General features: G+C 34.5%; 20 protein-coding genes, 1 riboswitch and 1 other annotated feature. Of the genes, 14 read left to right on the top strand and 6 right to left on the bottom strand.

Going from position 1 to position 26760, the window contains the following annotated elements; translation table 11 throughout:
• Positions 1-59: 59 nt before the first annotated feature.
• Positions 60-1733 carry a ribonuclease J gene (locus NSQ40_RS09255; protein WP_097787190.1) on the top strand — a complete coding sequence of 558 codons (1674 nt, stop codon included), beginning with the start codon at positions 60-62 and terminating at the stop codon, positions 1731-1733.
• A gap of 160 nt (positions 1734-1893) precedes the next feature.
• Positions 1894-5109 carry a DEAD/DEAH box helicase gene (locus NSQ40_RS09260; RefSeq protein ID WP_341286098.1) on the top strand — a complete coding sequence of 1072 codons (3216 nt, stop codon included), beginning with the start codon at positions 1894-1896 and terminating at the stop codon, positions 5107-5109.
• A 131-nt stretch (positions 5110-5240) separates the two neighbouring features.
• On the opposite strand, the gene NSQ40_RS09265 is transcribed toward NSQ40_RS09260, so the two are convergent.
• Complete coding sequence (locus NSQ40_RS09265; protein ID WP_003196698.1) at positions 5241-5378, bottom strand: DUF3934 family protein; 138 nt, start codon at positions 5376-5378, stop codon at positions 5241-5243.
• Between the two features lie 603 nt (positions 5379-5981).
• Positions 5982-6242 (top strand) — a binding site (T-box leader).
• Between the two features lie 69 nt (positions 6243-6311).
• On the opposite strand from NSQ40_RS09265, the gene asnA reads away from it, so the two are divergent.
• From asnA to cyoE, 6 genes are all read left to right on the top strand, one after another.
• Entirely contained in the window at positions 6312-7295 is a 984-nt protein-coding gene (asnA, locus tag NSQ40_RS09270; protein WP_003196704.1) for an aspartate--ammonia ligase, read from the top strand.
• Between the two features lie 376 nt (positions 7296-7671).
• Positions 7672-9687, top strand: coding sequence for a class I SAM-dependent methyltransferase (locus tag NSQ40_RS09275; RefSeq protein ID WP_003196706.1), 2016 nt, complete (start codon positions 7672-7674; stop codon positions 9685-9687).
• Positions 9688-9981: 294 nt separating this feature from the next.
• Positions 9982-10872, top strand: a complete 891-nt coding sequence (locus NSQ40_RS09280; protein ID WP_003196708.1) for an ABC transporter ATP-binding protein — start codon at positions 9982-9984, stop codon at positions 10870-10872.
• Positions 10873-10909: 37 nt separating this feature from the next.
• Positions 10910-12430, top strand: a complete 1521-nt coding sequence (locus NSQ40_RS09285) for a hypothetical protein (RefSeq protein ID WP_003196710.1) — start codon at positions 10910-10912, stop codon at positions 12428-12430.
• Positions 12431-12451: 21 nt separating this feature from the next.
• The gene (locus NSQ40_RS09290) at positions 12452-13255 is read left to right on the top strand and encodes a DUF4097 family beta strand repeat-containing protein (RefSeq protein ID WP_033796043.1); all 804 of its coding nucleotides are present in this window, start codon (positions 12452-12454) and stop codon (positions 13253-13255) included.
• 209 nt (positions 13256-13464) lie between these two features.
• The gene (cyoE, locus tag NSQ40_RS09295) at positions 13465-14388 is read left to right on the top strand and encodes a heme o synthase (RefSeq protein ID WP_033796044.1); all 924 of its coding nucleotides are present in this window, start codon (positions 13465-13467) and stop codon (positions 14386-14388) included.
• A gap of 190 nt (positions 14389-14578) precedes the next feature.
• On the opposite strand, the gene NSQ40_RS09300 is transcribed toward cyoE, so the two are convergent.
• The 3 genes from NSQ40_RS09300 to NSQ40_RS09310 all read right to left on the bottom strand — a co-directional run bounded on the left by NSQ40_RS09300 (position 14579) and on the right by NSQ40_RS09310 (position 17760).
• Complete coding sequence (locus NSQ40_RS09300) at positions 14579-15670, bottom strand: sensor histidine kinase (protein WP_033797396.1); 1092 nt, start codon at positions 15668-15670, stop codon at positions 14579-14581.
• Complete coding sequence (locus tag NSQ40_RS09305) at positions 15667-16386, bottom strand: response regulator transcription factor (RefSeq protein ID WP_033796046.1); 720 nt, start codon at positions 16384-16386, stop codon at positions 15667-15669. The genes NSQ40_RS09300 and NSQ40_RS09305 overlap by 4 nt, the downstream gene beginning before the upstream one ends.
• 144 nt (positions 16387-16530) lie before the next feature.
• The gene (locus NSQ40_RS09310; RefSeq protein WP_003196721.1) at positions 16531-17760 is read right to left on the bottom strand and encodes an aspartate kinase; all 1230 of its coding nucleotides are present in this window, start codon (positions 17758-17760) and stop codon (positions 16531-16533) included.
• Between the two features lie 230 nt (positions 17761-17990).
• A riboswitch (Lysine riboswitch) is annotated at positions 17991-18177 on the bottom strand.
• Between the two features lie 200 nt (positions 18178-18377).
• Between NSQ40_RS09310 and NSQ40_RS09315 the strand changes: the two genes are divergently transcribed.
• The 4 genes from NSQ40_RS09315 (at position 18378) to NSQ40_RS09330 (ending at position 22908) form a co-directional block, all read left to right on the top strand.
• Positions 18378-19286 carry a DoxX-like family protein gene (locus tag NSQ40_RS09315; RefSeq protein WP_033797395.1) on the top strand — a complete coding sequence of 303 codons (909 nt, stop codon included), beginning with the start codon at positions 18378-18380 and terminating at the stop codon, positions 19284-19286.
• A gap of 4 nt (positions 19287-19290) precedes the next feature.
• Positions 19291-19911, top strand: a complete 621-nt coding sequence (locus tag NSQ40_RS09320) for a DUF4166 domain-containing protein (protein ID WP_003196726.1) — start codon at positions 19291-19293, stop codon at positions 19909-19911.
• The gene (locus tag NSQ40_RS09325) at positions 19908-21539 is read left to right on the top strand and encodes a YndJ family protein (RefSeq protein ID WP_033797394.1); all 1632 of its coding nucleotides are present in this window, start codon (positions 19908-19910) and stop codon (positions 21537-21539) included. The genes NSQ40_RS09320 and NSQ40_RS09325 overlap by 4 nt, the downstream gene beginning before the upstream one ends.
• A gap of 106 nt (positions 21540-21645) precedes the next feature.
• Positions 21646-22908 (top strand): MFS transporter, encoded by a 1263-nt coding sequence (locus NSQ40_RS09330; protein WP_003206737.1) that lies wholly within the window; start codon positions 21646-21648, stop codon positions 22906-22908.
• Between the two features lie 43 nt (positions 22909-22951).
• Here the strand turns inward: NSQ40_RS09330 and NSQ40_RS09335 are convergent, their stop codons facing one another.
• Entirely contained in the window at positions 22952-23413 is a 462-nt protein-coding gene (locus tag NSQ40_RS09335; protein ID WP_003196732.1) for a hypothetical protein, read from the bottom strand.
• 324 nt (positions 23414-23737) lie between these two features.
• Here NSQ40_RS09335 and NSQ40_RS09340 point away from each other — a divergent pair, with 324 nt between their 5' ends.
• A complete protein-coding gene (locus NSQ40_RS09340) occupies positions 23738-24277 on the top strand; it encodes a PadR family transcriptional regulator (RefSeq protein ID WP_003196735.1) in 540 nt (179 codons plus the stop codon).
• A 34-nt stretch (positions 24278-24311) separates the two neighbouring features.
• A complete protein-coding gene (locus NSQ40_RS09345) occupies positions 24312-26063 on the top strand; it encodes an MFS transporter (protein WP_033797391.1) in 1752 nt (583 codons plus the stop codon).
• A 100-nt stretch (positions 26064-26163) separates the two neighbouring features.
• On the opposite strand, the gene NSQ40_RS09350 is transcribed toward NSQ40_RS09345, so the two are convergent.
• A complete protein-coding gene (locus NSQ40_RS09350) occupies positions 26164-26565 on the bottom strand; it encodes a hypothetical protein (RefSeq protein WP_003196738.1) in 402 nt (133 codons plus the stop codon).
• Positions 26566-26760: the final 195 nt, after the last annotated feature.

Raw genomic sequence — 26760 nt, forward strand, 5'->3', positions numbered from 1 at the left:
AAAAAGAATTCCATATTTCTTCGAATATATTTGAATGTTTTCCCAAAGGGGGATTAACTTTGAGCACAGTAGAAAATGCACTATCCATTTTTGCTTTAGGTGGAGTAAATGAAATAGGGAAAAATATGTATGCCATACAATATTCAAATGATATTGTGGTAATTGATTGCGGTTCTAAGTTTCCAGATGAAAGTTTATTAGGAATTGATCTGATTATCCCGGATACTACATACTTGCAAGAAAATAAGGATAAAATTCGCGGTTTAGTTGTTACACATGGACACGAAGATCATATTGGCGGTATCCCGTATCTATTAAAACAATTGAATGTACCAATTTATGCAACAAAATTAACAATCGGTTTAATTGGAATTAAATTAAAAGAACATGGGCTTCAAAATTTAACGCAATTATTTGTTATTGATTCTGAATCGGTTATTGAATTTGGTTCAATAAGCTTGACGTTTTTTAAAACGAATCACAGTATTCCTGACTGCCTTGGTATTGCTTTTTATACACCAGAAGGTACTGTAGTACATACAGGCGACTTCAAATTTGATTTGACTCCTGTAAATAATCAATACCCAGATATTCATAAAATGGCTAAAATCGGAAGTGGTGGCGTTTTAGCTCTGCTCTCTGAAAGTACGAATGCAGAACGCCCTGGATTTACTCCATCAGAACGATCTGTAGGTGAGCGTATTGAAGAAGCGTTCATCAAAGCTCGTAGAAAAGTCATTGTTTCTACATTTGCTTCTAATGTTAATCGCGTACAGCAAGTGGTAGATGCGGCTATAAAAACGAATAGAAAGCTTGCTTTGCTTGGGAAGAGTATGGTTAATGTAGTGTCTGTTGCTTTAGAACAAGGTTATTTGAATATTCCTGAGGGAATGTTAATAGAAGCAAATGAGATCAATCAAATGGACCCAGAAAGGGTAGCTATTCTTTGTACTGGAAGTCAAGGTGAACCTATGGCTGCTTTATCCCGTTTAGCCAGTGGAAACTATCGACAGGTAGATATCCTATCTGAAGATACTGTCATTTTAGCCGCAACTCCTATCCCAGGAAATGAACGTAATGTTTCACGTATTATAGATAATTTATTTTTATTGGGAGCCAAGGTTATTTATGGGTCGGGCAGTTCAACGGGAATGCATGTTTCTGGACATGCCTATCAAGAAGAATTAAAATTAATGCTTACTTTAATGAAACCTAAATATTTCATTCCTATTCATGGTGAATTTAGAATGTTACATCATCATAGTCTATTAGCAGAGTCCGTTGGTGTTAAGAAAGAGGATATTTATGTTATTAGTAATGGTGATGTTGTTGATATAAAGAATCAAGTCGCTTGGAAATCCAGACGAATACCTGCAGGAAATATATACGTAGATGGATTGGGTATTGGAGATGTTGGAAACGCAATCTTACGCGATCGTAAACAGCTTTCTGAAGATGGTATGCTTGTTATAGTTATCATACTTAGTAAAACAGAAGGGAAAATTATTTCTGGTCCGGATATGATTTCTCGTGGATTTGTATATGTTCGTGATTCGGAAGACTTTTTGCAGAGGATTAACCAATTGGTTGTAACAACCATTAACAATTTACAAAAAGAAAATGTTAGTCAATGGAATGTTCTTAAAAAAGAAATAAAAGAAGTACTTGGACAGTTTGTATACTCACATACAAAAAGAAAACCAATGATTCTTCCTATAATAATTGAAGTTTAAACGGACTGTTTTAAGTAATTGCTGTTTGATATTACTGTGTATACATGTAAAATGTTGTATAAGAGTAGATAAAAAACATTAGAAATGTTTGTATTCTAATGTTTTTTTTATATAACGTTAAGAAAGATAAATTTTTTATTTTTAGGGAAGGGTCAAAATAATGAGCTTTACATTAAATAAAACAATAATTAAACGATTATGTGGAGAAACCTCATATAAAAAGGGTGAGGCCTATTATAAGACAGACAAGGTTGATATTACTAATTACGATACTCAGAGAAATATTTGCGAGGCAACAGTGAAGGGGAACGGAGATTTCTATGTCAAGATAGAAACCGCTCATAATGGTGATATTGTTGGGGAATGCAGTTGTCCTTCACTTGCTTCTTTTCATACATATTGTCAACATATTGCAGCTGCATTACTATATATAAATAATTTTCAACGAAGTGGACAATCGTTAGAAGTTAATTCAAAAAAAGATCCCATGAACTCTAAAGATGCTCAACTAGCGAGTGGTATGTTGGATTTATTTGATGAAAAGCCACTGCGACCTAAAAGTAAGCAACACGGATTTGATACACGAAAAATACTTGATGTGGAATTCTTTTGTATTCCAGTATCTTCTAAAAACGGGGGGGCGCTGTTTGGTATTCAGGTAAAGTTAGAGAAGTTATACACTGTATATAAGCTTAGAGAGTTTCTTAATAGAGTGGAACAAAGAGAGCCTTTCATATGTTCAAATAATTTTACTTACACGTCAGATGCTTATAGTTTTCAGCCAGAAACGGATGCTGTTATTCAACAACTGATTCAAATTTACCGAAATGAAAAAATGTATGTAGAATCGTTGCAAATAAACGCTGAACAAGATGAAAGTATGATTTTAATTCCACCTGCGTCCTGGGATTATATGCTTTCACTGCTTTCCGCTACTTCATTTGTAACGGTTGAGCATGATGGAAAATCATTTCATGGTGTACATGTCTCAAAAGGATTATTACCTATAAATTTTGAGTTCAATAAAGGTGTAAATGGGGGATATATACTTGAGATTAGTGGGTTACAACAAGTTCAAGTAATGGATACATATAGTTATGCTCTTTTTGGAGGGAAGCTATATCGTTTAAACGTGGAGGATTGTAATCGGCTTATTGAATTAAAGAGAATGATGAATCGTTCTAGAAGTAATCAATTTCATATTTCAATTGAGAAAATGGAACATTTCGTAGCGAAAGTAGTACCAGGTTTAATGAAGCTTGGTAACGTTCGGATTGATGAGGTTGTATCGGAACGCATTGAAAAAACACCTCTCAAAGCCAAATTGTTTTTAGATCGAGTCAAGGATCGGTTACTGGCAGGACTAGAATTCCAATATGGAAATGTTGTTATCAATCCGTTAGAAGAGGATGGACAACCTTCAGTTTTCAATCGGGAGGAGAAAAAAGAACAAGAAATTTTAGAAATTATGAATGAGAGTGCCTTCGCGAAAACAGAAGGTGGTTATTTTATGCATAATGAGGAAGCGGAATATAATTTCTTATATCACGTTGCTCCGAAATTGAAAGATTTACTAGAGATTTATGCGACTACAGCTATTAAGTTGCGCATTCATAGAGGAAACAGTGCACCTCTCATAAGGGTAAGGCGGAAAGAGCGAATTGATTGGTTATCATTCAGTTTTGATATAAAAGGAATTCCGGAAGCTGAGATTAAAGGTGTATTAGCAGCACTTGAGGAGAAACGTAAATATTATCGATTAGCGAACGGTTCCTTGCTATCCCTAGAGAGCGAGGAGTTTAATGAGATTAACCAGTTTATAAAGGAATCGGGTATTCGCAAAGAAATTCTAAAAGGAGAAGAAGTGAATGTACCGCTCGTGCGCAGTGTAAAATGGATGAGTTCACTTCAAGAAGGAAATGTTTTGAGTGTAGATCAATCTGTTCAAGAGTTGGTAGAAAACATTCAAAGCCCTAAAAATCTAAAGTTTACTGTACCAGATAGCTTAGCTACAGTCCTTAGAGAATATCAAAAATATGGATTTGAATGGATGAAGACACTCGCATATTATCGTTTTGGTGGCATATTAGCAGATGATATGGGACTTGGTAAAACGCTGCAAAGCATTACTTTTATCGCTTCTATTTTGCCTGAAATTCGAGAGAAGAAGCTACCTGTATTAGTCGTATCGCCATCTTCTTTAGTTTATAACTGGCTAAGTGAATTAAAGAAATTTGCTCCAGATATTCGAGCTATTATTGTGGATGGAAATCAAACAGAACGCCGAAATATTTTAAAAGATGCTACAAAGTTTGACGTTATTATTGCATCGTATCCTTTGTTACGAAGAGATGTAAAGTTATATGCACAGCCATTCCATACGTTATTTCTTGATGAAGCACAAGCATTTAAAAATCATACGACGCAAACTGCAAAAGCAGTGAAAGCGATTCAAGCAGAGTATCGTTTTGCACTGACTGGAACTCCTGTAGAGAATTCATTAGAGGAACTTTGGTCTATTTTCTATGTAGTATTCCCGGAATTGCTTCCAGGAAGAAAAGAGTTTGGAGACTTAAGGCGTGAAAACATTGCAAAACGGGTGAAGCCGTTCGTGTTACGTCGTTTAAAAGAAGAAGTCTTGCAAGAATTACCAGAGAAAATAGAGCACTTACAATCATCTGAACTATTACCAGATCAAAAAAAGCTTTATGCAGCTTATTTAGCAAAGTTGAGAGAAGAAACATTAAAGCATTTAAACAAAGATACATTGCGTAAAAACAAAATTAGAATTTTGGCTGGTTTGACGAGACTTCGGCAGATTTGTTGTCACCCAGGTTTGTTTGTCGATGACTATAGGGGGAGTTCAGCTAAATTTGAACAGCTTCTAGAAATTGTGGAGGAGTGCAGAAGTACAGGGAAGAGAATTCTTATATTTTCACAATTCACGAAGATGCTTTCCATTATTGGACGGGAGTTAAACCGTCAAGCTGTCCCGTATTTTTATTTAGATGGGAATACTCCGGCGTTTGAACGTGTAGAGTTATGCAATCGGTTTAACGAAGGAGAGGGGGATTTGTTCCTTATTTCTTTAAGGGCCGGTGGTACTGGTCTCAATTTAACAGGAGCGGATACCGTTATATTGTACGATTTATGGTGGAACCCTGCAGTCGAACAGCAAGCGGCAGACCGTGCTTATCGAATGGGACAAAAGAATACTGTACAAGTGATCAAATTAGTAGCGCATGGCACGATTGAAGAAAAAATGAATGAGTTGCAAGAGAGCAAGAAGAATTTAATTGCAGAAGTGATTGAGCCAGGTCAGGAGAAGCTATCTTCGATTACGGAGGAAGAAATTAGAGAGATTCTTATGATTTAACATCGTAAATATTAGAGGGTTTTAAGGAAATAAAAGCTATTCTTTCGTAAATGCCAAAGAATAGCTTTTTTCATTATGAACGTAATAATTACATTCTTTTTCGAGCAAAGTAAGTGGATCATATATTTTTGTTAACTATTTTTTGTACCTTTACTTTTATAAGGTTTCGCATTTTTCTTTTTCTTAGCGCTAGATTGCCAGCGGTTCCAGCCTTTACTTCCTGTTCCTTGACCTGTCCCCTTTTTAGCTTTAGCTTTCGTTTTACTCATATAATCACTCCGTTATTATTATAGAAAATCTACTTTGATAGTAGTCAATGTCTTTGAAATATAATCTCGATCCATGACTATGTTTGTTCCTAACAGTTGCTGATCAGAACAAACAACTGAATGCTCTAGTATATCATAAAATGGGAAGTAATTTGATGCATTATGAAATCATTATCGAAATTTGTATAGATTTATTCGAATTGTAGAATGTTATTACATATGATAAAAATTATAAAGAAAATGAAATTTATGAGAAATACAATGGATTCTGTTTTTCGGACAATTACACTACTTGTCATATACATGATGGTTACGTTGAGTAAATTATTTTTTGGATTGAAGCCACAAAAGAAGCGATAAATTTTATCCCGCTATTCGTGAACGGTAAGATTCACACCTCAAAATTCAGCAAAAGCAAAGGAGATAGGTGGGGGATGAAGCCCCCACCGCTAATTAAAGTTTTACTTTATAAAGATGTTTTATTTACAACAATCAATAAAGCCGTAAAATAAAGAATTGAAAAATATTTTCAAACTTTTTGTTGACTTTCTTGTTTTTTTGTATAGAATAATCATTAATAAAATGTTTCAGAGATGTGACAACAAAACGACTATGAAAGGACGAGTAGTAGTAGGATGTAGTCAAAGCGAGTCAGGGGTGGTGTGAGCCTGATACGAAGCCTGTTATGAAGAACCTCCTGGAGTCGCTAACCGAAATCCTTTAGAGGAAAGTAGACTTAGCCGGAAACTTCGCCGTTACAAGAAGAACAGTATCGAGATTTCTCTAATCTCCGTACTGAATAAGTGAGCAACCTCTGTTGCTAATTTGGGTGGTACCGCGGAACCAAAGCCTTTCGTCCCAGTTTTTGGGAAAGAAGGGCTTTTTTTGTTGGCTTCTTTCCACTACATCCAAACATTTTAGGAGGAAACCAACATGTATCAATCATTAATGACAGTAAGAGAGACACAAATCGCAATTAAGGAAGTTAAAACATTTTTTGAGGATCAATTAGCAAAACGTCTTGGACTATTCCGCGTATCTGCACCATTATTCGTAACGAAAAAATCAGGTTTAAACGATCACCTAAACGGTGTAGAACGTCCAATTGAATTTGATATGCTTCACTCAGGAGAAGAATTAGAAATTGTTCATTCACTAGCGAAATGGAAACGATTTGCACTACATGAATATGGTTACGAAGCTGGTGAAGGTTTATATACAAACATGAACGCGATTCGCCGTGATGAGGAACTTGATGCAACGCATTCCATTTACGTTGACCAATGGGATTGGGAAAAAATTGTTCAAAAAGAATGGCGTACAGTGGATTACTTACAAGAAACAGTACGTGCAATTTATGGAATATTCAAAGATTTAGAAGATCATTTGTTTGAAAAATATCCGTTCCTTGGGAAGTATTTACCGGAAGATATCGTATTTATCACATCTCAAGAATTAGAAGATAAATATCCAGAGTTAACGCCGAAAGATCGTGAGCACGCGATTGCGAAAGAGCACGGTGCAGTTTTTATTATCGGAATTGGCGATGCACTTCGCTCTGGTGAAAAGCATGATGGACGCGCATCTGACTATGACGATTGGAAATTAAACGGAGATATTTTATTCTGGCATCCAGTACTGCAATCTTCATTTGAATTATCATCAATGGGAATTCGCGTTGATAGTAAATCACTTGATGAACAGTTAACGAAGAAAGGCGAAGATTTCAAACGTGATTACGATTTCCATAAAGGAATTTTAGAAGATGTGCTCCCGCTTACAATTGGTGGTGGCATTGGACAATCAAGAATGTGCATGTACTTCTTACGTAAAGCGCATATTGGTGAGGTTCAAACTTCTGTATGGCCTGATGAAATGCGTGAAGCGTGTAAGAAGGAAAACATTCACTTGTTTTAATAAAGAATGCATCGAATTATTTTTTGAACGGGGACTGTTGATTCATAAGTTTACCAAACATGATTTAAATTAGCTCTATCTTTTCATTAGTTTTGAGGTATGAAACTCTTCAAAAAACATCCGAAATATCAAGAGATATCTTTTTCTGTAGTATATAAAGCAGAAAAAAGAGACACATGATATTTTTGGATGTTTTTTATGTTTCGTAAATTGGAATGCTGTACATTATCAAAAAAATAACAACTAATTGTGTGATAGACTGGAATTTGAAATAACATGTATGTAGTAGTTCGGCTATTAGGATACAGGTTACGCATTTAATTTATATATGTCTCTGACAGAATGTTTATTGGATAACCAAAAGGGGGAGAAAAGTATGTTACATAGTTTACATGCAATAGAAGAAGTACGAAATGGAAACATGTATACGAAAGAAGCGAATATATGGTTAGGATTTTTATTGGAAGAATATGGAGTGGTGAGTGTAGAAAGGAATTACCGAAGTATATTAGAGTATGTGGAACGGACGCTAAGGCATTTAGAAAAAATGAATGCTTCATACGGTATTCGTGCTCGTGTAGAAACTGTATTATGCTGGAGTGAAGTATCGAAGTGTGGTTCTGTAACGCAGCGCAAGAAGTGGAAGGATTTAGGGGTATCGTTTTTAGCACATAACGAAGATTCAGCTTATATTTATAGACGCTATTTTCCATATGATGATGTAACGTTTACACTCATTCGTACACATGGATTAATAGGGCAAGTATTACGAGGAGAAGTATCCATGACTTCTCATGACGAACTGGTAAGATTATGGCAGCGAGGTGTGATTCAAAAAGATGAACTGCGTGAAGTGCTTCGTGTTTTAAATGAATGTATTATTACCGGGGTATCTGATAAGTTATGGATAAGAGTGAAGGAAGAGGTATATGAACGTATTGAACAAATACTTTGTGGAGAACTGATTGAATATAGTGTAAAGCAGCGAATTCGGCGGTTACGTACGAATGCTTCACCTAACGATACATATTTTGTTCAAGAGTATGATTCAATTATGAATGATAGGTTAGAAGAAATGTTTACAGTTTTATTTGATTATGACCTTTGGTATGTAGAAGCAGCATTAACTCATTTTAGTTTTGAAGAATTCGTGAAAGTATTTGCATTAGCCTACCAACATATTACTCAGAAGAATATAGATCATATCAGTTTCCAGCCTCTTATGGACGCATTGTATTATGAGAGAGAGGGAGATAAATACTTAAATATTTATACGAAACGAGCAATTGAAAAAGTATTGCGAAGTGTATCAATAGTAGAATTGCTAAATATGAGTCGAATTCCTCAATCAGAAATGTATCCTGAATTAAAGGAAACTGAAAACGTATTAACAATTGGTTTTGGAACAAGTGAGGTTGGAAAAACACTCATCGAATTTTGTTTAGCCTGTAAAAAAGAAAATAATGCTCATTATGAACAAGCTGTCATGATGTTATGTGAAATATTTGGCTTACGCCGGGATGTGTTTGATCGATTGGAAAATGAGGAAGAATATCTTTCGCATATGAATGGAAGTGTAGATGATAAAGTTGTGGTTCTTCCATATGTAGTAGGAGATACAATAGTAGAAATTGGTCCCGGTGGGGGCGTAATGATGAATAAATTTAAAGAGGTTTATCCGAATAAATCGGTTATTGGAATAGATTTATCACGAAATGTAATTGAGAAGTTAACAAGTGATAAATACGAAAAAGGCTACAACTGGGAAGTTACACTAGGCGATGCTTTACATCTTGCAGATACATTCCATCCGGAAAGTATTTCTACAGTTCATTGTGGTTCAGTAAATCATGAGATTTTTTCTTACGGAGAAACAGATGGTAAGAAATTTAATGTTGCGACAATGGAACGTCTAGTGAGAAGTGTATTTCGAGTATTGACTCCTGGAGGACGTTGGATTATTCGTGATGGAGTAAAGACAGAAAGTAAAGAATGGTGTGAATTACATTTTCATGATGAAACCGCTATGCCTTTCTTAAAAAATTATCAACGTGATTTTCAGGGGCGACAAATTAAGGTGAATATATTAGATGTGGATCGAGTAAGAATGCCAGTTAATGATGCAATGGAATTTTTATATACGTATACGTGGGGAGAAGAAGCGTATCCACATGAGGTGCAAGAACAATTTGGTGTATTCACACTTCAAGAATATATTGATTTTGTAGAGAGTGTTGTAGGTTCAGAGAATGTAAAAGTAATTGAGGCCAAGCAGTACCTTCTAGAAGGTTATATAGAACATTTATCGCAAAAGGTTACATTGTATGATGAACATGGTGAACAAATAGCATTGCCGAATAGTACATGTTTGATTGTGTTTGAGAAAAGATAAAAGAGACGGAATCATGTTTTTTACTTAAAAGATAGAAGATGGGGCTAGCAAAATTCGATTTCGCTGCCTCGTTCCAGAAAAGATTCTGAAACGGATTTACATATAATCTGTTTCGGAATCTTTTTTTATGAGTATGTATAAATTGAGCTTTAGAAATTATGTTTACTAGTTTTATATTTTAAACTAATTTTCCCTAGATTTTACTTAGATTTTACTTTCACCACCTACAATGAAAATAAGAAAACGTAAGTGATAAAAATTTACACTTGTTTCATAAAGTGAGGAGGTAACGTGATGGAATTAATAATTGACCACGTAACAAAAAAATATGGTGAGAAAATAGCATTGAATGATTGTAGTTTACATTTAAAATCAGGAGTATTAGGACTTTTAGGCCCGAACGGTGCGGGGAAGTCTACACTTATGCGTATGTTAGCAACAATTGAACAACCGACGAATGGTAGTGTGATATGGGATGGGGAAAATATTCAAAAGAAACCGAAGTTGTTACGTTCAGAGCTCGGATATTTACCGCAAGACTTTGGCGTCTATCCAAATATGAACGCGGTCGAATTTCTAGAGTATATCGCAGCGATGAAAGGTTTATCAATGAGCTCTTCAAAAAAGCGGATCAATGAATTGCTTGAAGCGCTGAACTTAATGAATGACCGGAAACGACTATTAGGTGGCTATTCAGGTGGAATGCGGCAAAGAGTTGGAATTGCACAGGCGCTATTAAATGATCCGAAATTATTGATTGTAGATGAGCCGACAGTAGGATTGGATCCTGAAGAAAGAATTAGATTTAGAAATTTATTATCTAGTCTTTCTACGGATAGAATTGTTATTTTATCGACGCATATTGTAACGGATATTGAATCAATTGCGACAGATATTGCTTTATTATCAAAAGGAAATGTATTAGCTCATATGAGACCTGAACAACTATTAAAGCATGTAGAGGGAAAAGTATGGGAGTGGGTTATACCAGCTTCTGAGTTACATCATGTTCAAAAGAAATATATAGTAAGCAGCGCGATTCACCGGAGTGATGGAATTCATGCACGCATCGTTTCCAGCAATGCGCCTAGTGCTAAAGCACATATAATCGCAGCCTCTCTTGAGGATGCTTACTTATATTATGTTTCTTCGAAAGGAGGGCATAAAATTGAACAATGTATATAATCTATTTTATTTCATTAAAAACAATTTAATTAGACAAATGAGAAGTTATCCATTTCTAATTGTAATTGGATTAACGATTTTTTTGGGATATGCTTGTGTGCCAGCAGCTTCAGCAGGCTATGAAATATTTTATCTTGGTGGAGTTAGAGGAATATATAATTCAAATTGGCTTGGTGGTATGGGAGCAATGACTTCTACTTTATTTATTTGGTTGCTTGGTTTTTATATGTTAAGAAGTCAAATTTCAGACGATCAACAGTTAGGAGTAGGGCAATTGATTGCCGCTTCACCTATAAGTAAATTTCAATATATTTTTAGTAAAACGATTTCTAATTTTATTGTTTTAGTGGTCATTGAGACGGTATTTATCATTGCTTTTATGGTAATGCAATTTATACGTGGGGAAGACCTTTCGTTTCAATTAGGTGGTTATTTATATCCACTCTTTTATATTGTATTTCCTTCATTATTGCTTCTAGCGGCATTCACAACTTTTTTTGATGTGTTTCCTGGTCTAAAAGGTGTAGTAGGCAATATTGTGTTCTTTTTCTTGTGGGTGTTATTAGCGATTATGTCGTTTGAAATGTCAAATCGTTATTTAGATGTATTTGGTTTAGGAATCATTCGTTCTGATATGATACATGATGCAATGAGAGAATATGAATTTTTAAGAGGAACAAATGGTGGAGGATTCGGGTATAACCCGGTAGAGGGAAAGATTAAAACATTTCACTGGGATGGATTGACTTGGGATGCAGAAATACTTGTAACAAGTTTGGTTTGGATTGGAATGGCGATGTTACTAATTTGGCTAACGTCCCTTGTGTTTAATAGATTTCTTACATTTACCAAAGTAAAGGAAAAGGTAAGAGAGGTTGAAGGGAATAAGAAAACAATCGCTGTGAATGAACAAAATCATAGCTCTTTTATATTGACTTCTATAACGAAAACAAAGAGCATTAGTATGTTTCGTTTAATTAAAGCGGAGCTATCGATTATGTTAAAAGGGTTTACGATTTGGTGGTATGTAATTGCGATTGGGCTTATAGCATTTGGATTGATATGTCCGGTAGATATATCAAAAGGATGGCTACCTATTATTATAATTTGGCCAATTGCAATTTGGTCACAGATGATGACGAGAGAAAAATACTATGGTACGGATCAAATTATTATTTCGAGTTGTTCCCCATTGTATAAGTTTTTTGCAACATGGATTTCAGGTGTTATCGTGGGTCTCATTATCTCCAGTGGTCTTATCATTCAATTTATATTAATTGAAGATATTGCATTCTTGTTTTCTTGGCTTAGCGGTATAGTGTTCATTCCAACGCTAGCGTTAGTATTTGGAGTGTGGAGCCGAACGCATAAATTGTTTGAAGTCGTGTATATACTTTTATGGTATTTAGGACCAGTGAATCATCTTCCATATGTAGACTTCTTAGGAATATCAACATCATACGCTATTTTGTATATGGGGTTATCTATCTTATTGCTAAGTATGGCGTTAATTGGACAGTTACAGCAAATGGGAAGGCTACGGCTAATATTCAAGTAAGTAGTCAAGAGGGGTGATGTAATGAAGGGAATCAAAGAGAAAATATATTTATTTTCATCTATAAGTCTAATGACTTTAAGTATAGTGGCTTGTGGTACAAAAGAGAGTGAAGCGCCAGTCTCCAAACAGTTCGCCGTGAAAAATATAAATGAGATTTATATAAAAACAGTAGGAGAAAATATTAAACTCCATTCTACAACAGAAACAGATATTAAAGTTGATATAGGAGAGATAAAAGATGTAAAAGTGAAAGAGAATGGGGAGAAATTAGAAGTTATTACAGAACACTCTTCATCCATTGTAAATTTAAAAACAGCTACTGTGCATATATACCTTCCTGAAAAAACATATGAAAAAATAGATGTTAAAACAGAGTCAGGTGAGGTAATAGGTGAAAATATAGCATCTGAACAATTGAATTTATATAGCGATTCAAGTGATATGACAATAAAAGAGTATAAAGGAAACAATATAAAAGGAGTTTCCAAATCAGGAGGGATTACGTTACAGGGAGTGGAAGGAAGCTTCGATATTCAAAACGATACGGGAGAGGTGAATGTATCCGCTGTTTCAAATTTAAAAAATGAAAGTAAAATAAAAACCGAATCATCTCATATAAATATAAATTTTAAGAGAGAGCCAAAAAATCTAGAGATTGACTTGTCAACGCGTGCGGGTCAAATAAAAAATGAATTTTCACTTTCGTCTGGTAAACAAGGAAATGATCATAGTGTAAAAGGTCGTATAGGAAATGGAAAAGAAAATGATACAAAGCTAACGGTGCAGTCTATGACAGGAATGATTGAGCTAAAACGTGATGAGTAATAAGAGTATGAAAGGGCTTTAAAAAAAATCATTCTGAATGGGTACTTTCACTTTATTTGAGTTTTTTAATTTTTCTAGATTAATCTTCATTGGTACGCCCTTTACTCTCTTTTTCTTGACAGGAATATCATATAGTATTAATATACCGGGGAGTATATTAATACTATATACATGGTAAAAACGTCTAATGAAAAGGAGTACAGGGTGTCATGCGAAGGAAAAAAGAATTAACAAATTCGAATTCGAAACGACAGTTATCGAACATTTTAGCCCAAACGGTTAAAACCGGAATTATTAAATCGAATTTGGTCCCAATGTTTGCTGGGTTAACATTGGCTTTATATAAATATAAGATTAGCCCGTTTGAGAAAATTCCAGAGATTATATTTGCTTTCATCGGTTCTATTTTAATCATAGGTGCAGCAGGGGCTTTTAATAATCTGTATGATCGTGATATTGATTCGATTATGGAGAGAACCAAAAATAGACCAACTGTAACCGGAGAAATAAGCCCTAAGGCTGTATTATGGATTGGAATATTGATGACAATCTCAGGGTTAGTATTTCTTGCACTAACCACATATTTAGCAGCCTTATTAGGGTTTTTAGGCTTATTTTTGTATGTTGTACCGTATACAATGTGGAGTAAGAGAAGAACAATTTATAACACAGAAATTGGAAGTGTTTCAGGGGCAATGCCGCCACTCATTGGCTGGGCTGCTATTTATCCGGATATAATGCATCCGGCTATTATTGGGCTTTTTATCATAATGGTTATTTGGCAAATGCCTCATTTCTACGCCATAGCTATTCGCAAACATGATGAGTATAAGGCTGCAAAGGTTCCGATGCTTCCAGTAGTCAAAGGTGTTAAAAGAACATATATACAAACGAATATCTATTTAATTGTTTTAATTGGAATAAGTGTTCTTTTAGGATCTTTAAGCATTGGTCTTATGCTAGTAGCGCTTCTTTTAAGTATTTTATGGCTTGTTTTAAGCATTTATGGTTATAAAAAGATGGATTCAGAGAAATGGGCAAAATCATTGTTTGTTTTTTCTCTTCTCCATATGACGATTTTATTTTCAACGATCATTATCTATTCCCTTATAGGTGTCTTTTTTGGAAGATGAATATAGGTAACGAATGAAAAGTTTTAGAACGATTTAATTTGTAAAGAATAAGAAAAAACCAATTTCTCGTGTATTAGAATGAGCGATTGGTTTTTTAGCGTGTGAATAAATTTTACTTACGTTTGTGCTACTAAGTTGAACGAAAGTAATCGTCACTTTAATAAAACTATATTTTTGTCGATAATAAGTACTATAGAGTTGGAAGGGTAATATGAATCGTTGTTCCTTTCTCTATTTCACTGTTTACTTGAATGGTTCCACCATGTGCCGTTATAATTTTTTGGGCGATAGCCATTCCTAAACCAGTTCCTTCATTTGAAACGTTTGTAGTTGTACCTCGGTAGTACTGTTTAAATAGATTTTGAACTGTCATTTCATCCATACCGACGCCAGTATCTTCTATTATAATATGTACAGTGTCCTTTAATAGAATCGAGGTATGGATCTTTGTTTCTACAGGGTTATGTAAAACGGCGTTCATAAATAAATTTTGCAAAGAGCGATGTAGTAATTTTGTATCAATAGGAATAATAATGTTCGTTTTGTCTGCGTGAAAGCTAAAATGATAGTGTTCAGATCGTGGATCATTTGTCATATCAGCTATCATTCTTCTTGTAAATTCAATGATATTTATTTCTTCTTTTTTTAGCGGGATTTGTGAATCATGAAGGCGGAACGAGAGGTTTAAGTCTTCAATTAACTCCTTCATATGATCCCCTTTTTGTTGAATCTCTTGCAGAAACTTCTCTTTTTCTTCCTCACTCCATTCATGGTCGGGTGATAACATAAGTGCACTGTATCCTGTAATATAAGTGAGAGGTGTCTTTAAATCATGAGAGATTCCTGCCATCCATTCGCGTTTCATTTTCTCAAGTTGTTCTCGTTCATTCTCTATTTCTCGTAATCTATTTGTTAAATGTTCTATATTTAGAAAGACGTCTTTATATAAGCGATAAGGGCCTTTTAATTTTCCTGTTTTTTTATTGTACATTTGTTTCATACTTTCTGGAGTTACATAAGAGCCTTCTGCTAGATGGTTAATCCATGAAATTATTCGAAATAAAGGTTTCCCGATATGCCATCCATATAAAATAGCGCCTAAAATAAGAGTACATACAAAGAGGCAAAAAACGATAAGAGCTTCCGTGTCTTTGTTCTCTTTGCTTATTCCGATAAGAGGTAGTATGCCTTCCATGAAGATGGCCATGAAAATCCCCATAAAAAAAGTACCGATACATAAACTACGAATAAAATGAAAGCCTAGTCGGAAACCAATTTTCATTTTTGTTGCTCCTTAGTATGCGGAATAAATTTATAGCCAATTCCTCTCAAATTAACAATGTATGTAGGGGATTTAGGATCTTCTTCTATTTTTTTACGTAATTTAGAAATATGCATGACTACTGTTTTATCATCACCCATAGAAGTAAGTCCCCACACTTGTTCATATAATTGCTCAGCTGTAAAAATCCGATTTGGATGTGTGCATAAGAAAGTAAGTAATTCTAGTTCTTTAGCAGTGCAATGTACAGATTTTCCGTTTACTGTTATCAGTCCCTCGCTTGGATATAGAGAAAAGGATTCAAAATGTAAATTAGAGTGTTCTTCCTTATGATGACGTATTAACATTTGTTGTCTGCGTAATTGTACGTTAATTCGAGCAGCTACTTCTAAAGGGTTAAATGGTTTTGTTATGTAATCATCCCCACCAATTCCGAGGCCTGTTAATTTATCTAAGTCACTAGAGCGCGCTGTCACAAATAGAATAGGGGTATTTGTATAGTTTCGTATTTGTCTACATAATTCGAAGCCGTCTATATCTGGTAGCATAACATCGAGTAAGATAATATCGAATGGATGATTTTTAACTAAGTTTAACGTCTCACTTCCGTTTAGAGCGGTTGTTACATGAATAAAATTTTCTTTCTTTAAGGTTAGTACCAACATATCTAATATACCTTGCTCGTCATCTACTAAAAGAATATTTTCTGTTCTCATTATGTATCCGCCTTTACATGTTTTTTGTCTCATTAAAATGATTTGGAAAATATTTCACATGTAATAGTGTAACATAATACGATTTTGCTAGATAAAAAAATAACAACAAAGAAATATTCCTTGTTGTTATTTTTGAAAATGAAATTAATTCATTTGTACCATCTGTTCAATTTTTGCCATAAAAGATTGATGAAGAGCTTCTACACCATCTACTAAATGTAGACGATCAATGACAACAGATACTTTGATTTCAGATGTACTTACCATTTTAATATGAATATTTTCGTCTTTTAATGTAGAGAACATGTCAGCGGCAACACCTGGATTGGATACCATGCCAGATCCAACAATTGATACTTTTGCTAGATGATTTTCATATTCTACAGATTCATAGTGAAGTGCTTCTTGATTTTGTTCTAATACTTCTAATGTTTCTCTTAAGTCATCCGAATGAATAGAGAAGGATAGATGTACAGTACCTTCATTTGTAATACTTTGAATAATAATATCAACATTAATGTGAGCGGTAGCCAACGTAGAGAAAACAGTTGAAAGTGCTCCTTGTTCTAATCCTTTAATTGTTACGCGTGTAATATTATCTTCAAATGCAATACCTTTTACGATTGATTGTTGTTCCATGTTACATTCTCCCCTTACAATTGTTCCGTTTTCTTGTTCCATACTTGAACGAACTTCTAAAACTACGTTATGATTTTTCGCGAATTCAACAGCACGTGGATGCAGTACACCAGCACCAAGATTTGCGAGCTCTAACATTTCATCATAAGAAATTTCATCTAATTTATATGCGTCTTTTACAACGCGTGGATCAGTCGTGTATACACCTGTTACGTCTGTGTAAATATCACATTTTTTCGCTTTCAGCGCAGCTGCTAATGCAACAGCAGTTGTATCAGAACCACCGCGACCTAGTGTGGTAATTTCGTTCTCTTTACTTAGTCCTTGGAAGCCAGCAACGATTACAATTGTTCCTTCTTGTAAAAGGGATTGAATGCGTTCAGTATTAATATCAGTGATTCTTGCACTTCCATGTACAGATTCAGTCGTAATACCAGCTTGCCACCCAGTTAGTGAAATAGCGTCGTATCCTTTTGCTTGCAGCGCCATTGTTAATAAAGAAATGGTAACTTGTTCGCCAGTTGTTAAAAGCATGTCCGTTTCACGTTTACTCGGATTTTCGGTAATAGCAGTAGCAAGTGCGACAAGCTCATCTGTGCTTTTTCCCATTGCAGATACAACTGTAACAACACCGTTCCCTCGTTCATATTCTTCAATAATTAAATTTGCTACATGTTGAATGCGCTGAATACTTCCGACAGAAGTACCACCGAATTTTTGAACAATCGTTTCCATTACAAATTCCTTCTTTCATCCATTTTTATTAATTGATCAGGAAAGGTGTAAAAAACATATAAGAGAGATGTATAAGTCCCTAAATATTCCTGTAGTTACCGGAAAGAAAAACAAAAAAACACCATCTCAAATAGGTGAGGATGGTGCTGTTACAGGAAAAGGGAAACAGAAAAAGGAGCTAATAAAAAAACCGCCAAAAAAGAATATCATATAAAGCATGATATCTCTTTTTTGTAGATAGCTCTTCATATATACACGTCTGTACATATGACAGTTCTGTTTCTATTCGAAAACAGCCCCAATTAATAAATGCAGAGAAATTTATTAATTTCGGCAACACTTCCTTTTTTCTAAATTCATCGACATCTCTGTGTCTCCTTTAGAATACTTATAAGCGTTGCAACCTCTATCTCACGTTTTGGGCGAGAGTGTTTGGTTTATAAAGTTGTTTGGTAACATTTGTTTTATAATAATTAAAATATTTTAGGAAATCAAGTGCTTTGTTAATATTTTGAAAATTAAGTCTTTTCGTGTAATGAAAGAATTATTTGAAAAATATAGATAGAATCGAATTTTACGTATACATTAGTGATATAGAGGGAGTGGAGGGAGAGAGGATGAAGAGGCAGAAACCGATTTATGTTCAAACAGAAATGGTAACATCAATGGATGAATTATGGAAGTATACGCAAGATCCGATGTTACATACAGAGTGGGATGCTCGCTTTACTGAAATATCATATTTAGAGAAACAAGATGATGAACCACAACGTTTTTTATACAAAACAAAAATCGGTTTTGGGCTTGAAATAGTTGGTGAAGGGGAATCGGTAGGGGAATTCCAAAAGGAAACAGGAGAAAGAATATCTTCGCTAAAATTTTGGACAGACAATAGACTTTCATTGATACAAATAGGAAGAGGCTATTGGAAATATACACCGAATGGAGAAAAGATTTGCTTTGAAACGCAGTATGATTATGAGACGAGATTTGGTGGTGTAGGGAGGATTATAGATTCATATGTATTTCGGCCGCTATTAGGATGGGCGACAGCATGGAGCTTTGATGCTTTAAAATTATGGTTAGAAAAAGGGTTGCATCCTCGCTTGTTAATAAGAAAATCGATTACGTATTGGCTTATTTGTTTTTTACTTTCTTTTGTATGGATGTATCAAGGGCTTATGCCAAAAGTATTATTTAATCACCCAGAAGAGGTACAGATGCTTTCTGTACTTATTGGTTCAAACGAAAATAGCATTCTTGCTCTTAAAATAATTGGCTTTTTAGAAATAGGATTCGGGATCATGTGGTTGTTGCCGTTTCAAAAACAGAAGTTATTGCTGCTGCACATTATTATTTTAATTGGTCTAACCATAGTAGCAGGATTCACAAATATTTTGAGTTTTATCCAACCATTTAACCCCATTGCCTTAAATTTTATATTAATTGGATTATCAATTATTGGGTATATGAACAGTAGTGATTTACCAAGAGCGAAAAATTGTAAGAGAAAAAGAAGGGGGTAAATGCGTGGCTAGCATCTATGAACTATTATTAGGAGAATCTTATCAGCAGCTACACCCGAAATTACAAAAACGTTATGCAATTACGGAAAACAATAGTTTTATAGGTGAAGGGAAAATGGATGAAATTGATGAAGGATCGTTCCTTGTCAAAATACTTTTAAGAGTTGCATCTAAGTTTCGCATGTTCTTTTCAGAAAGAGGAAAAGAAGTACCGTTTACAATACATAATATTGCTGAAGAGGATGTGAAAGGAAATGTTTTTGTAAGGTGGAATCGGATGTTTCGGTTTGATAACAAAAAACGTTATTTCAATGCCGTTATGTACCTGAATACAAAACAGAATGAAATTATTGATTACTTTGGTGAACCGTATTTGCTCGTATCAACACTTGCCTTTTATGTTGATGAAGAAGGAGCAATGCATATCTCATCAAAAAAACAATGGTTTTACATACTTGGGAAGAAAATACCACTACCCAAATTTTTATATGGAGAGGCGAAAGTTATAGAGAGCTATGATGATGTATTAAACTGTTACAAAATTCATGTTCAAGTACGAAATCCATTATTTGGCCCGCTTTTCTCATATAAGGGAACGTTTGTAGAAAGGGATCAGACTAGATGAAAAATATAATTCTTGGCCTTATTTGTTATATGGTTTTTATTATATTGGAATGGCCGAAACTAAATCCCGTTGAATGTATCATAGTGTTATCTGTTTTTTTATTTATACCAATGTCATTATGCATTGTTGATAAGGAAAAAAGAGATGGGTCACAGGTTTTATTTTATAAACTTGTATTGTTACTTTATCCGGTTGCTGCAATCAGTGCGATGCTTGCCTTCATAACAGATTATTTTTTATTTGCAATGATTTGGTTTATATATACAGGCATTATTGCATTATTCGGCGTAAGTAGGTTACTAGAAAGAGGATGGAAGCCGTTAGAAGAGACGGCAATTGATAGCGGATTTATTTATTTGTTTTTAGGTGGTTTTTGGTTCTTTGCCTCTGTAGCAAATATATCCATTATGCAGTTTAGTTCAGATATTGTTTTGCTTACAGCAGCTCACTTTCATTATTCAGCCTTTTTACTACCTTTATCTGTAGGTTTACTTGGGAGAAAGCAACAAAAGAAAAGTAAACTATATAAATTTATCACGGTTATTATTGTTATTTCACCGATGACAGTAGCGATTGGTATTACTTATTCAAGAACATTCGAGTTCTTTGCGGTATTAATTTATCTCATCTCACTTTATGCTTATGGTGTTTATGTATGGAAAACAAAATTCACTTCGATAATTGCAAAAATCCTTCTTATCATTTCATCGAGTACACTTATGATAACGATTTTATTTTCGTTAGTATACTCATATGGGAACTTTAAGCAAGTTATGACGATCACAATTACGCAAATGGTTTGGATTCATGGTGTTGTGAATGGAATTGGTGTAACATTGCCTGCTTTTATTGGCTGGATGATTGAAAAGAATGTGCCAGCTTACATTCATTATGGAAAACCGATGAGTCGTATCAAAGGGAAGATGAAAGTGGGGGAAACGCTTTTCTTGCAACAGGATTTCATAAAGAAGAAAGAGTATACAGGTCTTGTAGAGCAAATGAGTGATTTTCATAGTATGGGGTTTGATGAAAGAAAAGTATCTCCACTTATCATTGATTTTTATGAGCATACGAAAAATTATCAATTAAAAGCAAACATTAAGTGGTCTCGTTGGTTTCGGCCCTTTGCCTTTCTCTATGAAAAAATAAGTAGACATATACAGCAAATTCATTTAGGAATGGGAAATAGATGGGAAGCTATGTATGGTAATATCATTGCGGTAAAAGGTGAACGAGATGGTAGAGAAGATGTGAGGGCATGGATTCGAAAAAATGAGCAGGATGAAACGATCTTTGTAGCTCTTTATTCACAGCATACATATAGAGGAGATACATATATGAATATTGCTTTGCCGCTACCATTTTCTAATATGACGGGTATTTTAAAATTACGTAATGATAACAAAGATCTTATCATTACTAGTCAGTTAAGAGAGAGTATAAAAGGAGACGAAGGGATTTATTTACATACCCCTTTCTTTACGATTCGATTACCGTTAGCTGAGACTTTTACGATAAAAGAAAAAACTGATCAGATTTTGACAGCGCACCATCAAATGTGGGTGTTTGGTGTGAGGTTTTTAGAGATTGATTATGAGATTGAGAGAACGGAAGGGAGATGTCGTTGAAATTTTTTTTGATATATCTAAAAACTAAATTATTAGAAAAGAAAGAAAAAATAAATGTTATAATAAAAGGAAAAAGAAGGAAGATGTTTAGAGGAAGGGGATACGTATGCAAGGAGAAATACAGGCAAAAAATAAGGGGAGTTATGTAAGTAATTTATTGTTACCTGTTACAAAATCACGTCATTTTACTTTCTTATGGATTGGTCAGCTGCTTTCTGTACTTGGAAGCTCGGTTACAATGGTAATTCTTCCAGTAGTAGTATATACATTAACAGGTTCAACGGTGGTTATGGGGATGACGATGGCTATGTATATGCTTCCGAATATTCTTGTTTTACCGTTTTCTGGGTTAATCGTTGATCGCATGAATCGAGTTAAATTAATGTTATTTACTGATATTGTTCGATGCATAGTGATGATAACACTTGCGACACTTATTTTTACAGACACTTTAACAATCAATATTCTATATGTATTAGTAGCAGTATATGGACTAATGGAAGGCCTGTTTCAACCGGCATATGCAGCGGTGCGGGCAAGGGTTTTCGTGCCAGAAATTCGGAATGCAGCTAACGCATTAACGCAAATGAGTAATCAAGGCGTTCGTTTAATAGGCCCAGCGCTTGGCGGGCTTATTGTTTCAGTTGCATCGGCTGGAATCGGGTTTGGGTTAGATGCATTGACTTATTTGTTATCTTTTATTTGTTTATTGTTTTTAAAAGATGTAACAGCTAAAAAAGTACAGGAACAAACAAATCAAAAAATGAATCTCAAAAAAGATTTTACAGAAGGTATTGTTGTTTTAAAAAGCCATCCGTGGCTTTGGATTACAATTTTAGCATTTTCATTTATTAATATTTGTTACGCAGGAATTATCGTTGTATTAATCCCTTGGCTATTTAATATACATCATCAGTTTGAACCGTTTGTTTATGGACTTGGAATGGCGTGTTCTGGAGCTGGGGCTGTTGTGGCAGCTCTTATTTTTGGCGGGAGACAGAGGTGGCATAAACGAGGATTGCTTGCCTATGGAGGTGTTCTCATTAGTGGGATGTCACTTTTACTAATGCCTTTTGTTTCTTGGGCACCAGGATTAATAGGGTTAATGGCATTAGAGGGGTTTGGAATTATGATTTTTGGCCTAATATGGGAAACGAGCTTGCAAGAACTCGTGCCAGAAGAAGCGTTCGGAAGGGTAGCAAGTCTTGATATGTTAGGGTCTTTTGCACTATTACCGTTAGGGTATTTAGTCGTTGGTTGGTTGGCTAATATAATTGGTGGTACTGTGACAATTATCATTCTAGCTATTGCAGCAATTGTCGTAGTAGCAATCGCGCTACTTGTTCCGAGCATTCGCAAGTTTGATTAATATAGGTTAACAAAAAACAGTAAGCCCTGTTAAACGGTAGAGCTCACTGTTCCTGAAATACAAATGTTTGCGTAAATTGTTTTTCTGCTTTTTCGGGGTGACCATTATAACTAAAATCTTTCTCTTCCCAGCTAATAACAATATCAAATGAATTGGCGTCTTCATATAATGGGAATTTCATTTTTGTAAAACTAGTTTGACTATATGACACGCTCATATCAGACTTGTTGAAAGGCTTGAAAGAGGCTTTTGATTTCGGGTTATTGTGACGTATTTCAACTGATACGTTAGATACGTCCTTACCGATATTCTTTACAAGCAAGCTGTATGAATGAAACATATCTGCTTTTGATGGTAATGCTTGAGGATCCTTAGCCTTATCAACTTCAATATACCACTGCTTAGATTTTGATGTAACAGGGAGTTCTGCAAAAGTAAAAGCGCTTGTTTGAAGTGGAACTGCAAAACATATGAAAGCAAGTAAGAATAATATTTTTCTTGTCATGTATGATTCTCCAATTCGCTATAGCGGATAGTTTTGATTTTGTTAGCATTTGCTAATTGGAAAGGAGTTATGCACACATATTTGATTTAACAGTTATAGAAAAGTGACGTTACATTCATCTTTAGTTTGTGAATGAAAGTGGATATATCAGTGCAAAAAAGACTGTGTAGAATTTTTCTACACAGTCTTTTTGTATTTAAATGTTTTAAAGAATGTGAAATTAATTGGTTGCATTTTACAAATACTAAAATATAATATATAATCAACAATCATATTAACATTGTTAATATGATTGTTGATTATATGAATTGCGAGGTGTCTTGAATGAAAGGAAGAGACGTTGTTTTAGGGCTATTGATGGAAAAAGAGTTGTCTGGCTATGACATAAAAATTGTATTTGAAGATGTGTTCACTCATTTTTTCGATGGAAGCTTTGGTATGATTTATCCAACTTTAAGGCAGTTAGAGAAGGAAGGGAAAATCAAAAAAGAGGTTATTATGCAAGAGGGAAAGCCAAATAAAAAAATGTACTTCATAACGGATGAAGGAAGAGAAGAGTTTTATCAATATATGAAGACTGATGTAGAGAAGGATGTGTTACGCTCGGACTTTTTAATGCGAATGTATTTTGGTAATTATGCTGATGGAGAGACAATGAAGAGATGGATTGAAGAAGAAATTGAAAGGAAAGAAGCATATATTGCAGATCTTCGCTTGAAATATGAGAAATGGAGAGAGGGTATAACATTTGTAGAGGAGATTTCGCTTGATGTTGGTATTGCATCGTATGCTGCGCAAGTTGAGACATTAAAGAAGAAATTAGTCCAACTTACACTGGAAGAAGATAGGGAAAACAAGGAATAAAAAGAAGTGCTAATTTATAAAGGGGGAGATTGCAATGGAGCAATCAAGGGGGCTTAAGATAGTGTTTTTGATGTGTTTAGGTATTTTTCTTTGTATGATTGATACCACCATTATGAACATCGCTTTACCAGCAATACAATCTAGTGTAAATACGTCATTAGAAAAAATGTCATGGATTTTAAATGTGTATACAATGACAATTGCGGTGCTAGCAGTTCCGTTAGGGCGTATTGCAGATATTTTTGGTAAGGCAAAAATGTATATCATTGGTTTAATCGTTTTTGGTGGTGGTTCCGCACTTTGTGCATTTGCGAATACTGGAGATTTTCTTATCTTTTCTCGCTTTATTCAAAGTATAGGAGCCGCGATTTTATTTCCGACGAGTATGATAATTGGAGTGTCAGCAGTTCCATTAGCTAAGAGACACATTGCGCTTGGTATTTTAGGAGTAACACAAGGTTTATCAGCTGCGATTGGCCCTGTAATAGGCGGGATTATTACACAAAATTTAGGATGGAGATGGGTATTCTTTGTCAATATTCCAATTTGTATTATTGGGATTGTTTTATGCTTTAGTATGCTACAAATAAAAAATGAAGAACGAGTTGTATCGAAAATTGATTGGATCGGATTAATACTAAGTAGTTCAGCAATTTTCTTTTTCACCCTCGTATTAGTAAAGGGAAATACATGGGGATGGTTGAGTACTTTAGCGTGGATTTGCTATATTACTAGTATTATTTCTTTCCTATTATTTATTGTAGTCGAAAGAAAAGCCGTAGCGCCTATGGTGAATTTACAACTATTTAAAGATCGAACGTTTGTTGGAGCTTCTATTGTTGTCATATTAAGCAATTTGTTTTTAATTGGAGTGACTGTATTACTCCCAACCTTTCTTACAAAAATACAACATCGAACAGAAATTGAAGCAGCTCTTTTAGTTACGCCTATTTCAGCGATGATATTTGTTGTTTCCCCATTTGCTTCTTTGTTGATTAAGAAGCTAGGAAAAGTGTTTATTATTTTATCGGGTTTTATCGTGATGAGCTTAGCTTATTATTGGTTACAAATGATTGGAGTAGATTCAACGAGTAAAGATATCATTGTTCCTTGTATGATATTGGGTGTTGGATATGGTTTAGTCGTAGGCCCCATTACGATTTTAAGTGCTTCTTCATTTGAAGGGGAATTACTAACCGCTTCCCAAAGCATTGTATCGATGTTGAGACAAGTAGGGATTGTATTAGCTGTTGCTATATTTGTATCAACTTTAACTCATAATCTATCTGTAAATAAAGATAAGGTTTACAGTTATGCTGAAGAAAAAGTTCGTAATATTCATGTGGATCAGGTTGAGCAAGAAAAAATATTGCAAATAACAAAAGAAAAAATCCGAAATAAAAGTTTAGAATCAAATGCTGAAAAAAAACAAAGTGAAGACAATCTCGGCTTGAACAAGGAACAAAAAGAGAAATTGATTCATGAAAAAGTGAATGAAGCTTTAAATGGAGTTCCAGTGGAATATAGAGAAGGAAAAAGAGAAGGAATTACAAGGCAAGTAACAAAAGGAGTGGAAGAAAAAGAAAAAAGCATAAAGAAAGATATCCTTGCATTCTCAAATGATGTTAGTCATTATGCCGAAAATAAGATGGCAATGAGCTTTACAGATTTATATAAAGTAAGTGCACCAATTATTTTACTTTGTGGTTTGGTGAGTTTGGTGTTTTATAAAGGAAAGTTTCGAGTTGGTAGGAGAAGAAAAGGGTTAACGAGTAAGGGATGGTGAAGTAAATAAGGAATTAATATGATTTGATTAATGAGAGAAAAGCATTCCACAGCTACAATGGTGGAATGCTTTTTTTATTTTAGATAAAGTGACTAATCGCTTAAAGCTCTTTTGAAAATATGCTTTGAGCTAATTCTTTAAAACTCGTTTCGTCTCTCGGTACGATTGATAAGTCCTCATGCCAAATCTCAACAATTTCCCAGTTATTTGTAGTTTGAAAGCCTATCGCATCGCCAGCAAAGTTATCACCAAATAATAAAACAGTTTTTATTTCTGGATTTTCATCTGCGTCATATATTTCATCCGCTTCAATAAGTCCTCCATAGAACATAAAATACGCATTAGAAACAGATCCATATCCAACTTCTTTTAAGAAGATAATGTAATCTTGGGGTATACCATTAAGCATAGATTCTTCATCAATAATGGATTCAGTTAATTTACTAAAATCATAATCAGTTGGTGCATCATGGATCTTTTTTAGAATATCTTTGTATACCATATGTACACACTCCAAACGTTTTTGTGTAACCCCATATTATAATTTTATCTGTTTTGTTAACTTTGATTTTTCTTATAAACCATAAATCTTATATAACTTGCTTATTTATCTTTTATATTTCTAATTCTAGAGATACACACTATGAAATAAAGGCTATTATTAACACAATACAAAATCCATATTTAATTATATTTG

The sequence above is a fragment of the Bacillus sp. FSL K6-6038 genome (assembly GCF_038050455.1).
GTDB classification, from domain to species: domain Bacteria; phylum Bacillota; class Bacilli; order Bacillales; family Bacillaceae_G; genus Bacillus_A; species Bacillus_A pseudomycoides.

What these genes read in the sequence shown, in the direction of transcription:
- NSQ40_RS09300 (WP_033797396.1), bottom strand. Translation starts at nt 15,670, where the DNA reads ATGAAAATTGGTTTCCGACTAGGCTTTCATTTTATTCGTAGTTTATGT.
- NSQ40_RS09325 (WP_033797394.1), top strand. Translation starts at nt 19,908, where the DNA reads ATGAAAAATATAATTCTTGGCCTTATTTGTTATATGGTTTTTATTATA.
- NSQ40_RS09340 (WP_003196735.1), top strand. Translation starts at nt 23,738, where the DNA reads ATGAAAGGAAGAGACGTTGTTTTAGGGCTATTGATGGAAAAAGAGTTG.
- NSQ40_RS09290 (WP_033796043.1), top strand. Translation starts at nt 12,452, where the DNA reads ATGAAGGGAATCAAAGAGAAAATATATTTATTTTCATCTATAAGTCTA.
- NSQ40_RS09345 (WP_033797391.1), top strand. Translation starts at nt 24,312, where the DNA reads ATGGAGCAATCAAGGGGGCTTAAGATAGTGTTTTTGATGTGTTTAGGT.
- asnA (WP_003196704.1), top strand. Translation starts at nt 6,312, where the DNA reads ATGTATCAATCATTAATGACAGTAAGAGAGACACAAATCGCAATTAAG.
- NSQ40_RS09265 (WP_003196698.1), bottom strand. Translation starts at nt 5,378, where the DNA reads ATGAGTAAAACGAAAGCTAAAGCTAAAAAGGGGACAGGTCAAGGAACA.
- NSQ40_RS09330 (WP_003206737.1), top strand. Translation starts at nt 21,646, where the DNA reads ATGCAAGGAGAAATACAGGCAAAAAATAAGGGGAGTTATGTAAGTAAT.
- NSQ40_RS09350 (WP_003196738.1), bottom strand. Translation starts at nt 26,565, where the DNA reads ATGGTATACAAAGATATTCTAAAAAAGATCCATGATGCACCAACTGAT.
- cyoE (WP_033796044.1), top strand. Translation starts at nt 13,465, where the DNA reads ATGCGAAGGAAAAAAGAATTAACAAATTCGAATTCGAAACGACAGTTA.
- NSQ40_RS09315 (WP_033797395.1), top strand. Translation starts at nt 18,378, where the DNA reads ATGAAGAGGCAGAAACCGATTTATGTTCAAACAGAAATGGTAACATCA.
- NSQ40_RS09260 (WP_341286098.1), top strand. Translation starts at nt 1,894, where the DNA reads ATGAGCTTTACATTAAATAAAACAATAATTAAACGATTATGTGGAGAA.
- NSQ40_RS09310 (WP_003196721.1), bottom strand. Translation starts at nt 17,760, where the DNA reads ATGGAAACGATTGTTCAAAAATTCGGTGGTACTTCTGTCGGAAGTATT.
- NSQ40_RS09275 (WP_003196706.1), top strand. Translation starts at nt 7,672, where the DNA reads ATGTTACATAGTTTACATGCAATAGAAGAAGTACGAAATGGAAACATG.
- NSQ40_RS09335 (WP_003196732.1), bottom strand. Translation starts at nt 23,413, where the DNA reads ATGACAAGAAAAATATTATTCTTACTTGCTTTCATATGTTTTGCAGTT.
- NSQ40_RS09305 (WP_033796046.1), bottom strand. Translation starts at nt 16,386, where the DNA reads ATGAGAACAGAAAATATTCTTTTAGTAGATGACGAGCAAGGTATATTA.
- NSQ40_RS09285 (WP_003196710.1), top strand. Translation starts at nt 10,910, where the DNA reads ATGAGAAGTTATCCATTTCTAATTGTAATTGGATTAACGATTTTTTTG.
- NSQ40_RS09280 (WP_003196708.1), top strand. Translation starts at nt 9,982, where the DNA reads ATGGAATTAATAATTGACCACGTAACAAAAAAATATGGTGAGAAAATA.